This window comes from Brevibacterium rongguiense, assembly GCF_009857845.1.
GTDB lineage: Bacteria > Actinomycetota > Actinomycetes > Actinomycetales > Brevibacteriaceae > Brevibacterium > Brevibacterium rongguiense.
Genome location: NZ_WWEQ01000037.1, coordinates 18,874 through 29,557, shown reverse-complemented (window position 1 = coordinate 29,557; position 10,684 = coordinate 18,874). Strand labels below are relative to the sequence as shown.

Sequence of the window (10,684 nt, the reverse complement as noted above, 5' to 3'; positions counted from 1 at the left end):
GCCCCGGCGCGCCGGCCGGGACCGCGCGGCGGGGCGCCGTCGGCCGGTCCGGGGAGCCGGAGGGCGCACGCCGGGCGGGTGCTGCGCAGCGTGCGCTTCGGCGCCGCAGCGCGGATCATGCTCGCGAACTCGCTCATGCTCATCGGCATCGTGCTGCTGACCACGACGCTGCTCTACATCCAGATCTCGAACGCGGCCACGCGCACGGAGCAGGACGTGCTGCGCGCCTCGGCGGAGGTGATGGCCGGCTCCCGGGCGATCGAGGACCGGGACCCGGACCGGATCGCGGCGCTGCTGGAGAACATCAAGCGCGAGTACCGCCTCGACGAGATCGAGGTGCTCGACGCGGACGAGGTGCAGCCCGGCGTGCGCGAGGGCCGCACCGAGACGAGCTACCGCGGCGGCCCGGAGGGCGGCATGATGTACGCCACCGCGCCCATCCGCAGGGGCGATGAGGTGGTGGGCGGTGTGCGCGCGGGAGTCCACGGCGACGACGTGCGCAGCCTCTTCGCCCCCCAGGGGGCCTGGATCGTGGGCGTGGGGGCGGTGACGCTGGTGCTGGGCGTCACAGCCACCTGGCTGACCTCCCGGGGGCTGAGGCGGGCGACCGGCGACTACGGGACCGCGGAGCTGGGCAACATGATCGGCTACTACCAGTCCGTCCTCCAGTCGGTCAGCGAGGGGCTGCTGCTGTTCGACCGCACGCGCGGCGAGGCGCTGTACAACCGCGAGGCCGCGGAGCTGCTGGGGCTGCCCGAGCAGCGCACGCTGCACACCGTGCCGCTTCAGGACCTGCTCGACGCGCTGCCGGCGGAGCTGCGCGGGCTGCTGTCGTCCGGGGCGTACGCCCGCGACGAGTTCCGCTACACGGACGAGCGCGTGCTCGTCGTCAACCAGCAGCCGGCCGAGGGCGCGGGCGACACGTGGGTGACGACGATGCGCGATCACACCGAGCTCCAGGAGCTCTCCGGCGAGCTCGTGTCCCTCCAGTCGTTCTCCGAATCGCTGCGCTCCCAGACCCACGAGTTCGCCAACCGCATGCACATCATCGCCTCGCTCATCGAGACGGGCCAGGCGCGCGAGGCCCTCGAGTTCGCGACGCGGGAGATGACGCTCATGGACCGCCCGTCGGCGAACATGCTCGCCGGCTTCGACGACCCCGTGGTCTCCGCGCTGCTGCTCACCAAGCTCACCCAGGCGCACGAGGCCGGCATCGAGCTGCGCGTCGATGCGGAGCGGCTCTCCGGCGTGCTGCGCGGGGCCGAGCGGGACCTCGTCACGGTCGTGGGCAATCTGCTCGACAACGCGTTCGACGCGGTCTCGCGCCCCGGCATCGAGCCCGCGCGCCGGCGGGTGTGGCTGAGCGTGAGCGGCTCGGACGCCCAGGGCTTCGAGATCGCGGTGGCCGACGACGGGCCCGGGATCGCCGAGGAGGACATCGACCGCGTGTTCGAGCGCGGCTGGTCGACCAAGCACCGGGGCGTCGGGGCCGACTGCGGGGAGGGCCATGCGCGCGCGGCCTCCCGCGGGGTGGGGCTCTCGATCGTCGTGCAGGCCGTGCGCCGCCTGGGCGGGGCGATCGACGTGCGCGGCGGGCCCGATGAGCCCGGCGACCCGCGGGGGGCCGCCTTCATCGTGTGGCTGCCCGGCGCCGGCCATGGCGAATCCGCAACAGCGCCACCGCGCCGGACGGAGGAGCCCGGTGGATGATGGAGGCATGACCGACAGCAGCGAACCGGGCCCCGGGAGCGGGGCCGCGCGCGGCTGCGCCGACGTGGGCGTGCTCGTCGTCGAGGACGAGGCGATCGCGGCGCAGGCGCACGCCGAGTACGTCCGCCGGGTCGACGGCTTCAGCGTGCTCGGCATCGCGAAGAACGCGAGCCAGGCGCTTGCCGCCATGACCGGCCAGATCGCGGGACTCGAGGCCCGGCGCATCGACCTGCTGCTGCTCGATATGAACCTGGGCGACGGCCACGGGGTCACGCTCATGCGCGCGCTGCGCGCGCGCCGGATCCGCGTGGACGTCATCGCCGTGACGGCCTCGCGGGACATGAAGGTGGTGCAGGACGCGCTGTCGCTGGGCGTCGTCCAATACGTCATCAAGCCCTTCACTTTTCCCGTCTTCAAGTCCAAGCTCGAGGCCTATCTGGAATTCCGCCAGCGCTTCGAGCCCAGCCCCGCGGGCGAGGACATGACGCAGACGGAGGTCGACGCCGTGCTCGCGGCGCTTGCCGCGGCCCCGCCCAAGCAGGCGCCCAAGGGGGTGCCCGAGGCGATGCACTGCCAGCTCGTCGCCGCCATCGAAACCGGTGGCGCGCTGTCCGCCGCCGAGGCGGGGGAGACCGTGGGCGTCTCGCGCGTGACCGCGCGCCGCTACCTCGAGTCGATGGCCGATGCCGGGGTGCTCAGCCGGCAGCCGCGCTACGGGGCGGCCGGCCGGCCCGTGCTCGAGTACTCGCTGGCCGAGCGCGGCCCGGGCCGCGGCCCCGGTGCAGCGCCCGCGTAGCCGGGCGGGCGCGGTGCGCTCGCTTGGGCGGGCGAGGGGCGCCTCGCCCTGCGCGTTGGCCGCTGCCCTGCCCGGCGCATTGCCCGGCGCCGGCTGCCCGCCGAGGAAGCCTGCTGCTTTCGCACCGCCGGGCCCGGCCTGCCCTATCCCCGGTCCGACTCTGCCCTCCCCGACCGGTCCCCGCCGCTACAGCGGCGGATGGGGCTCGTGGCGCTCGAGGAACTGGTACACCTCGGTCGTGTCGACGCCGGGGAAGACCCCCGGCGGCACGGCGGCCAGCAGTGAGGCATGGGTGCGCGCCGAGGGCCAGGAGGCGTGCTCCCACTTCGCGGCGAGCTCCGCCGGAGGCTGTCGGCAGCACGTGGGATCGGGGCAGCGCGACTCCGAGCGGTGCGGAGTGTCCTGGCCCCAGAACCACTTCACGTGCTGGAAGGGCACGCCCACGCTGATGGAGAAGTCCCCGCCGCCGGGCAGCACCCGGGCCGTGCACCAGAACGTGCCGGCGGGCGTGTCCGTGTACTGGAAGTACGGGCTGAACCGGTCCTCCGTGGTGAAGACCGTGCGCGAGGTGAAGCGCTTGCACCCGTACTGGCCCTCGACGGAGCCCAGCGGATCGGTGGGGAAGGGCAGCCCGTCGTTCGAGTACGCCTTGTAGATCGTCCCCGAGTTGTGCACCTTCATGAAGTGCACCGGCAGGTCCAGGTGCGCGGTGGCCAGGTTGGTGAAGCGGTGAGCCGCCGTCTCGTAGCTGACCCCGTACTGGTCGCGCAGCCCCTCAATAGAAATCTGCCGGTTCTTCTTCGCTGTTTGGAGCATTGCCACGGCCGATTTCTCCGGTACGAGCAGTGCAGCGGCCAGATAATTGGCCTCGACGCGCTGGAGGAGGAAATCCTGGAAGTTCTTCGGCGTCGTGTGCTCGAGGATGTGCGAGGCCAGCGTAGTGAGCAGCTGGGAGCGCGCGTCCTGCCCGGCCGAGGTGTCGTTGGACAGGTAGATCCGGTTGTTCTTCTCATCGAGCACGGAGCGCGTGGAGCGCGGCAGGTCGGGCACGTAGTGGAGGGTGAAGCCCAGGTGCTCGGCCACGCCGGCCGCCTGGCGCTGGGTGAGCGGCCCGCTGTCGTAGCCCACGGTCGCCAGCAGTCCGGCGGCTGCGGCCTCGATGTCCGGGAAGTGGTTGTCCTTCGCGCGCATCTGCTCGCGCAGCATCCGGTTGGCCCGCCGCGCCTCCTCGGGCGTCGCGGCTCGCTGTTCAAGGACCCGGCCGAGTGCGCGCTGCAGGCCCACGATCGCCTCGAGGGTCTCGGTGGGCTGGGACTTCACGCGCACGTGCGGCAGGCCCAGCGAGGAGTAGAGGGCGGATTCCTGGTTGCGCTCGGCCTCGAGCTCGAGCGCCTGGCGCGCATCGACCGGGCGCGGATCGAGCAGGTCGGCCACCGTGACCCCGAGCTCCTTGGCGCAGGCGCGCAGCAGGGAGACCGAGGGCTCGCGCCGGCCGTTCTCGAATGCGGAGATCTGCGAGGCGGCCCGGTCCACGGCCGCGCCCAGCTGGGCCAGCGTCAGGCCCCGCTCCGTGCGGTAGTGGCGGATGCGGCGGCCGATGCTCAGCGCATCGGCCTCGCCCGGGCCGGACTCGGGGGCCGCGGCGGCGCCCGCGCCCACCGTGCCCACCCCGCCCGCCACCAGGGCGTCGCCGCGCGGGCCGCGCTCGCCGGCGCCGGGGGGCGCGGGGGCTGCCGTGTCGTTCGTCATCGCGGGTCCCTCTCCTCGCTGCTTGCCTGTCGCGCGGCCGTGCGCGCGTCCGCTGCCGCTGCTCGTGCTCCTGCCGCTGCCACGATTCTGGCACGGGTCCGGTGCACGTGCCACAGAAGACACCGAATCGCATCGAGCAGAAATATCGCGCGTATTCTTCCGAGATTTCCTCCCGCGGTCCTTGTCGGGGCGGAAGGATGGATCCCACAGAGCAACCGCAACGCAGAGAAGGACGCCACACGATGACGACGAAGAACATCCACGATGCCGAGGCCATCCGCAAGGACTGGGAGGACAACCCCCGGTGGGCCGGGATCACCCGCGACTACACGCCGGAGGACGTCGTCAAGCTGCGCGGCTCGCTCATCGAGGAGCACACGCTGGCCCGCCACGGCGCGGACCGCCTGTGGGACCTCCTGCACACGGAGGACTACGTCAACGCGCTCGGCGCGCTGACCGGCAACCAGGCCGTCCAGCAGGTCAAGGCCGGCCTCAAGGCCATCTACCTCTCCGGCTGGCAGGTCGCCGGCGATGCGAACCTCGCCTCCGAGACCTACCCCGACCAGTCGATCTACCCCGCGAACTCGGTGCCCGCCGTCGTCCGCCGCATCAACAACGCGCTCATGCGCGCCGACCAGATCGAGACCTCCGAGGGCGACGTCAAGGTCGACGACTGGCTGGCCCCGATCGTGGCCGATGCCGAGGCCGGCTTCGGCGGCGCGATCAACGTCTACGAGCTCATGCGCGGCATGATCAACTCCGGCGCCGCGGGCGTCCACTTCGAGGACCAGCTGGGCTCCGAGAAGAAGTGCGGCCACCTGGGCGGCAAGGTGCTCGTCCCCACCGCGCAGCACGTGCGCACCCTCAACGCGGCCCGCCTGGCGGCCGACGTCCAGGACGTCCCCACCCTCGTCATCGCCCGCACCGACGCCGAGGCCGCGACGCTCATGACCTCGGACATCGACGAGCGCGACCAGAAGTACGTGACCGGCGAGCGCACCGCCGAGGGCTACTACAAGATCACGAACGGCATGGAGCCCTGCATCGACCGCGGCCTCGCCTACGCCCCGTACGCGGACCTGCTGTGGATGGAGACCTCCACCCCGGACCTCGAGGCCGCCAAGCGCTTCGCGGACGCGATCCACGCCGAGTACCCGGACCAGATGCTGTCCTACAACTGCTCGCCGTCGTTCAACTGGAAGAAGCACCTGGACGACGACACGATCGCGAAGTTCCAGCGCGAGCTCGGCGCGATGGGCTACAAGTTCCAGTTCATCACGCTGGCCGGCTTCCACTCGCTCAATTACTCGATGTTCGACCTGGCCCACGGCTACGCCCGCGAGCAGATGAAGGCCTACGTCGAGCTCCAGGAGCGCGAGTTCGGCGCCGAGGACCGCGGCTACACCGCGACCCGCCACCAGCGCGAGGTGGGCACCGGCTACTTCGACCTCGTCTCGACGGCCGTGAACCCCGCCTCCACCACCACCGCGCTGTCCGGCTCCACCGAGACCGCGCAGTTCTGACCCGCACCACCCGGCCGCACGGCCGGCTGCCTGATTAGGAGTCCACCATGTCCCGCATGACGATCACAGGGCCCGCCGAGCCCGGCTTCGACACCATCCTCACCGCGCAGGCTCTGGAATTCGTCGCCGCACTGCACGAGGAGTTCGCGCCCGAGCTGCGCGCCCTCGTCGCAGGGCGCTCCGGCCTCGCCGGAGCCCTGGATCGCAGCGAGCTGGGACAGGCAGTCGACGCCGTGCGGACCGCCGCCGAGGCGCCCCGCCCCTCGTCGGTCACCGCACCTCCGCTGGGAGCCGAGGCCGCCTGCGCCGCGGACTCCGCGGCGGAGGTGTGGCTGGCCGACCTCGAGGACGGGATGAGCCCCCGGTGGGACAACATCATCACCGCGCAGCTCAACATCGCGTCCGCCGTGCGCGGGCACAACTCCTTCATCGACCCCCGCGGCGGGCGCCGCCTGCACGCGAAGGCGACGAAGCCGCGCCGCCTGGCGATCCGGCCCCGGGCCATGCACGCCAGCGAGGAGCACCTGCGCTGGATCGCCGATGACGGCACGGAGAGCGCCGCCAGCGCCGCGCTCACCGACTTCGGCCTGTTCTTCTTCCACAGCGCCGGGCGCCTCGAGCTCCAGGGCCGCCGCCCCGAGGTGGTGCTCGCCAAGCTCGCCGGCGCGCAGGACGCGCGCTGGTGGCACCGGGTCTTCGCATTCGCCCAGGAGTACCGCGGGTTCGAGGACGGCACGATCAGCGCGACCGTCCAGCTCGACAGCCCCGCCGCCGCCCTCGCCATCGACGAGATCGGCCTGGCGCTGGGCGAGCACTGGGCCGGGGCGAGCGCGGCCCCGCTCGAGTTCGCCACGGCGCTGCTGGCCGCCGTCCACGACACGGCTGCAGTGGTGGCGCCCACCTGGAGCGACGCGGACTGCGCGGGGGACTTCCTCACCCAGCTCGTCGCCCACGTGAGTGCTCCGCAGGCCCCCGCCGCGCCGCTGAGCGAGCACAGCCTGCGCACGGCCCTGCGCCTGGGCATCGACCACCTGGAGCGCTGGCTGCGCGGCCGGCCCACCTCGCGCGGGTCGGAGACCTCGACCGCCGTGGCGGAGCTCTCCCGCACCCAGCTGTGGGCGGCGTTCAGCCGGCGCGCCGAGCTGGCCGACGGGCGCTCCTGCACCCCGGAGGTGTTCGCGCGGATGCTCGCCGAGGAGCTCGCGACGACCCTGCGCGACTCCGCCGACTTCTACGACGACGCCGCCGAGCTGTTCGCGGCCGCGGTGCTCGCCGACCACTTCGAGCCCGGCCTCTTCGAGCGGGCCTACGAGGCGCACCTCATCGACCGCCGGGCGCGCGCCGCGCTCAGCCGTCGCGCAGCTGCGTGAGCTCGTTGACGGTGGCGAACCTGTAGCCCCTGGCCTGCAGCTCGTCGATGACCCGGGCGGCCGCCGCCCGGGTCTTCCACCGGTCGAACCACGGGTGCATGACGATGATGGAGCCCGGCCGGATCTGGTGGAGCGCCGCGTCGACCATCTGGTCGACGGTCTGGCCCTTGTGGTGGAAGTCCTCCGGCTCGCTGTTCCACAGCACGCTGAGCCGGTTGTGGGTGGCCAGGTAGAACGGCAGCGCCACGAGCTTCTGCCCGTACGGCGGCCGGAAGGCGATCCGTCCGCGGTAGCCGGCGCGGCGGATGAGCTCGTCGGTGGAGACGATCTCCTGGGCGATCTGGCCCTGCGTCATCGCGAGCATGTGCCGGTGGGACCATGTGTGGTTGCCGATCTGGTGGCCGGCGGTGATGAGCCGCGGGGTGACCTCCGGGTGGCTGCGCATGTACATGCCGTTGAGGAAGAACGTCACCCGCACGCCGCGGTCGGCCAGCATGGGCAGGATCTGGCGCCAGGCATCGTCCGGCCCGTCGTCGAACGTGAGCGCGACGACCTTGTCCTGGGTGTCGAGGTGGCTGATCGTCTCGCCCATGAGCGAGAAGTCCCGCGAGCGCGAGACGGGGGTGGCCGTGACCGCGGCGAGCACCACGACGAGCGCGGCTGCGGCGGCCGCGGCCCAGAAGCCGCGGCTCAGGGGCGGGCGGCGCGCGGTGCGGATCCGGCCCGGAACGGCGGTGCGCCTCACGTGTGCGAGGCCGCGCCCCACGCCTGCGCTTCCGCGCGGGCCAGCGCCTCGGCGGCCCCGCTGTACGCGGCCGGCGTGAGCTGCGCCAGCCGCTCCGCGTCCTCCGCGGGCAGGCCCAGGCCGCGCACGAACTCCTGCAGCTCGGCCTGCCCCACGCGATGGCCGCGCGTGAGCTCCTTGAGCTTCTCGTAGGGATTGTCCATGCCCTCGACGCCGCGCAGGTAGGCCGCGCGCATGACCGACTGGATCGCCTCGGCGAGCACCTCCCAGTTCGCATCGAGGTCCGCCGCGAGCGCCGCGCGGTTGAGGGAGAGCCGCTCGAGGCCCTTGACGAGGTTGTTGAGCGCGAGCACCGAGTGGCCGAGGGCCACGCCGATGTTGCGCTGCGTCGTGGAGTCCGTGAGGTCGCGCTGGAGGCGTGAGGTCGTCAGCGTCGCGGCGAGGCCGTCGAGCAGGCTGTCGGAGAGCTCGAGGTTGGCCTCCGCGTTCTCGAAGCGGATCGGGTTGATCTTGTGCGGCATCGTCGAGGAGCCGGTGGCGCCGGCGACGGGGATCTGCGTGAAGTAGCCCAGGGAGATGTAGGTCCACACATCGGTGGCGAGGTTGTGCGCGATCCGGTTGAAGCGCGCGATGTCGGCATACACCTCGGCCTGCCAGTCGTGGGACTCGATCTGCGTGGTCAGCGGGTTGAACGAGAGCCCGAGGCCCTCGACGAACGTGCGCGCGAGCTCCGGCCAGTCCGCACCGGGCACGGCCACCCGGTGGGCAGCGTAGGTGCCGGTGGCGCCGTTGATCTTGCCGAGGAATTCCGCGTGGGCGATCCGCCCGTACTGCCTGCGCAGGCGGTGGGCGAGCACCGCGAGCTCCTTGCCCATGGTCGTGGGGGTGGCGGGCTGGCCGTGCGTGCGGGCGAGCATGGGCGCGTCGGCGAGGTCGGCCGCCATCGCCTCGAGCGCATCGATGAGCGCGGCCGCGCGCGGCAGCCACACCTCCTGGACCGCGCCCTTGATGCCCAGGGCGTAGGCGAGGTTGTTGATGTCCTCGGAGGTGCAGCAGAAGTGCACGAGCTCGCTGAGGTCGCCCGCGCCGATCTCGCGCAGCCGGTCCTTGATGACGTACTCCACGGCCTTGACGTCGTGGACGGTGACGGCCTCGATCTCCTTGAGCCTGGCCACGGTGTCCGCGTCGAAGCCGTCGACGAGGCCTCGCAGGCTCGCCCGCTCGCCGTCGGTGAGGTCGCGGACCCCGGGGACCGCGTGCGAGTCCGCGAGGTGGATGAACCACTCGACCTCGACGTGGATCCGGTCGCGGTTGAGCGCGGCCTCGGACAGGTAGTCCACAAGCGGCGCCGCATCCGCCCGATAGCGGCCATCGAGGGGGCCGAGCGCGATGGCAGGGGTGAGCTGGGCGAGGGAGACGCGAGTCATGGGCCCATTCAAGCACGGCTTGGCCGCGCGCAGGCGGCCCGCGGCCGCTCGGGGGTCCCGGGGTCGGGGGGCCGCTCACCCGCCCGGCACCGGGCCCACGCTCCCAGAGCCCGAGGTCACAGGGCGTTGCGCGGCCCGCGCACCGGGGCTGTGAGCGGCCGCGGGAGGTCCACAGCTCCGGCTGGTCACCCTGCCGGGACGGGGTGGCCGGGGCACCGTGGGCGCCATGGATACGCAGAGTCTCGAGGCGGCGGCGCAGCGCTGGGCCGCGCTGGCCGACCGCATGGCGCGGCTGGCCGCGGACTGCCGGGCCGCCCAGGGCGTCGAATGGCACTCGCCGGCGGCCGAGGACTTCCGCTGCCGGCTGGGCGAGCAGGCCGGGCGGATCGCCGCCGCCGGCAGCGTGGGCGGCGACGTCGTGGGGGCCTACCGCGCGCACATCGCGGCCGTTGCGGCCGTGCCGGACATGGAGGTGGGCCGGCTCGTGCGCACGGGACCGTGGCCGGCCGGTGCCGGGGCGGGGATGGCGCCGTGAGCCCGCCGCGGGCAGCCGGGCCCTGGATGGCGTTCGGCTACGAACCGGTGGCCGCGCTGCCGCCCGATCTCGCCGCCGCGTGGCCCCCGGAGTTCCGGCCGCCCGCCCGCGACCGGGTGGCCGCGGATCGCGGCTGCGCCCCCGGGGCTGCAGGTGCGCAACCGGCCCCGGGGGCAGCCGGCGCGGGCGCGGAGACCGGCGAACTGCGCGAGGCGCTGGCGGAGTGGGTGCGCACGGCGGCCGCCGTGTTCGCCGCCGCCCACGCCCATCTGCTCCTGCGGATCAGCTGCGACCGGCTGCGGCTGCTCGCCCAGGCGGCGGTCGTCGGCTCCACGGCGGTCGTCGTCCTGCGGGGGTGGAGTGACGGGCGGAGCGCGGACGGACCCGGTCCAACAGCACCGGAGCACCCCCGTCCGACCACCCCGGAGCACCCCGCCCCGGCAGCTCCGGAGCGCCCCGGCTCGGCAGTGCCGGGTGCCGCTGGGCCGCTCGCCGCGGGGGCGGTGAGCCCTGAACCGGCCGCGCTGTTCGGGGCCGGCGTCCCCGCGCCCCACCTGCCGGGGCTGCTCGCCGAGCTCATCCCGGACGGCGCCGCCCGCACCGTCACGGGCACCGTGCTGCCCACCTCCGCGCTCGCCCCGAGCGCGGCCTATGCGGCCGCACCGCTCGTCTTCCACGACTGCGCGGCCTGCCCCCACCCCGAGCTGGTGCCGCCGGGCGTCGACGCGCTCGCCCTGCACTTCCCCGGTCCTCGGCTGCGCGCGGCCGTGCGGTCGACCCTGGCCGACGAGCTGCTGCGCGCCGCGGTGTGGTCATGGTCGTGAGGCAC

9 protein-coding genes are annotated in these 10,684 nt (G+C 73.2%); 6 read left to right on the top strand and 3 right to left on the bottom strand.

Annotated elements, in window-relative coordinates; all coding sequences use genetic code 11:
- Both GSY69_RS09225 and GSY69_RS09220 read left to right on the top strand, forming a co-directional pair.
- Nucleotides 1-1,710 (top strand): sensor histidine kinase (locus GSY69_RS09225; protein ID WP_235936436.1); only part of this gene is annotated, 1,710 nt, incomplete at its 5' end.
- Nucleotides 1,711-1,717: 7 nt separating this feature from the next.
- Nucleotides 1,718-2,506: a response regulator gene (locus GSY69_RS09220; RefSeq protein WP_160953568.1), complete on the top strand. Its 789-nt coding sequence runs from the start codon at nucleotides 1,718-1,720 to the stop codon at nucleotides 2,504-2,506.
- Between the two features lie 186 nt (nucleotides 2,507-2,692).
- Here the strand turns inward: GSY69_RS09220 and GSY69_RS09215 are convergent, their stop codons facing one another.
- A complete protein-coding gene (locus tag GSY69_RS09215; RefSeq protein WP_160953567.1) occupies nucleotides 2,693-4,255 on the bottom strand; it encodes a helix-turn-helix domain-containing protein in 1,563 nt (520 codons plus the stop codon).
- Between the two features lie 242 nt (nucleotides 4,256-4,497).
- Between GSY69_RS09215 and aceA the strand changes: the two genes are divergently transcribed.
- Nucleotides 4,498-5,778 carry an isocitrate lyase gene (aceA, locus tag GSY69_RS09210; protein WP_160953566.1) on the top strand — a complete coding sequence of 427 codons (1,281 nt, stop codon included), beginning with the start codon at nucleotides 4,498-4,500 and terminating at the stop codon, nucleotides 5,776-5,778.
- A 47-nt stretch (nucleotides 5,779-5,825) separates the two neighbouring features.
- Complete coding sequence (locus GSY69_RS09205) at nucleotides 5,826-7,148, top strand: aldolase/citrate lyase/malate synthase family protein (protein WP_160953565.1); 1,323 nt, start codon at nucleotides 5,826-5,828, stop codon at nucleotides 7,146-7,148.
- Here the strand turns inward: GSY69_RS09205 and GSY69_RS09200 are convergent.
- A complete protein-coding gene (locus tag GSY69_RS09200) occupies nucleotides 7,126-7,893 on the bottom strand; it encodes a polysaccharide deacetylase family protein (protein WP_160953564.1) in 768 nt (255 codons plus the stop codon). The genes GSY69_RS09205 and GSY69_RS09200 overlap by 23 nt on opposite strands.
- Complete coding sequence (gene purB, locus GSY69_RS09195) at nucleotides 7,890-9,320, bottom strand: adenylosuccinate lyase (protein WP_160953563.1); 1,431 nt, start codon at nucleotides 9,318-9,320, stop codon at nucleotides 7,890-7,892. The genes GSY69_RS09200 and purB overlap by 4 nt, the downstream gene beginning before the upstream one ends.
- A gap of 226 nt (nucleotides 9,321-9,546) precedes the next feature.
- Here purB and GSY69_RS09190 point away from each other — a divergent pair, with 226 nt between their 5' ends.
- Both GSY69_RS09190 and GSY69_RS09185 read left to right on the top strand, forming a co-directional pair.
- The gene (locus tag GSY69_RS09190) at nucleotides 9,547-9,855 is read left to right on the top strand and encodes a hypothetical protein (protein ID WP_160953562.1); all 309 of its coding nucleotides are present in this window, start codon (nucleotides 9,547-9,549) and stop codon (nucleotides 9,853-9,855) included.
- The gene (locus GSY69_RS09185; RefSeq protein ID WP_160953561.1) at nucleotides 9,852-10,679 is read left to right on the top strand and encodes a hypothetical protein; all 828 of its coding nucleotides are present in this window, start codon (nucleotides 9,852-9,854) and stop codon (nucleotides 10,677-10,679) included. The genes GSY69_RS09190 and GSY69_RS09185 overlap by 4 nt, the downstream gene beginning before the upstream one ends.
- Nucleotides 10,680-10,684 lie beyond the last annotated feature (5 nt).

Coding starts and splice junctions, on each gene's coding strand:
- GSY69_RS09220 (WP_160953568.1), top strand. CDS start 1,718: ATGACCGACAGCAGCGAACCGGGCCCCGGGAGCGGGGCCGCGCGCGGC.
- GSY69_RS09215 (WP_160953567.1), bottom strand. CDS start 4,255: ATGACGAACGACACGGCAGCCCCCGCGCCCCCCGGCGCCGGCGAGCGC.
- aceA (WP_160953566.1), top strand. CDS start 4,498: ATGACGACGAAGAACATCCACGATGCCGAGGCCATCCGCAAGGACTGG.
- GSY69_RS09205 (WP_160953565.1), top strand. CDS start 5,826: ATGTCCCGCATGACGATCACAGGGCCCGCCGAGCCCGGCTTCGACACC.
- purB (WP_160953563.1), bottom strand. CDS start 9,320: ATGACTCGCGTCTCCCTCGCCCAGCTCACCCCTGCCATCGCGCTCGGC.
- GSY69_RS09190 (WP_160953562.1), top strand. CDS start 9,547: ATGGATACGCAGAGTCTCGAGGCGGCGGCGCAGCGCTGGGCCGCGCTG.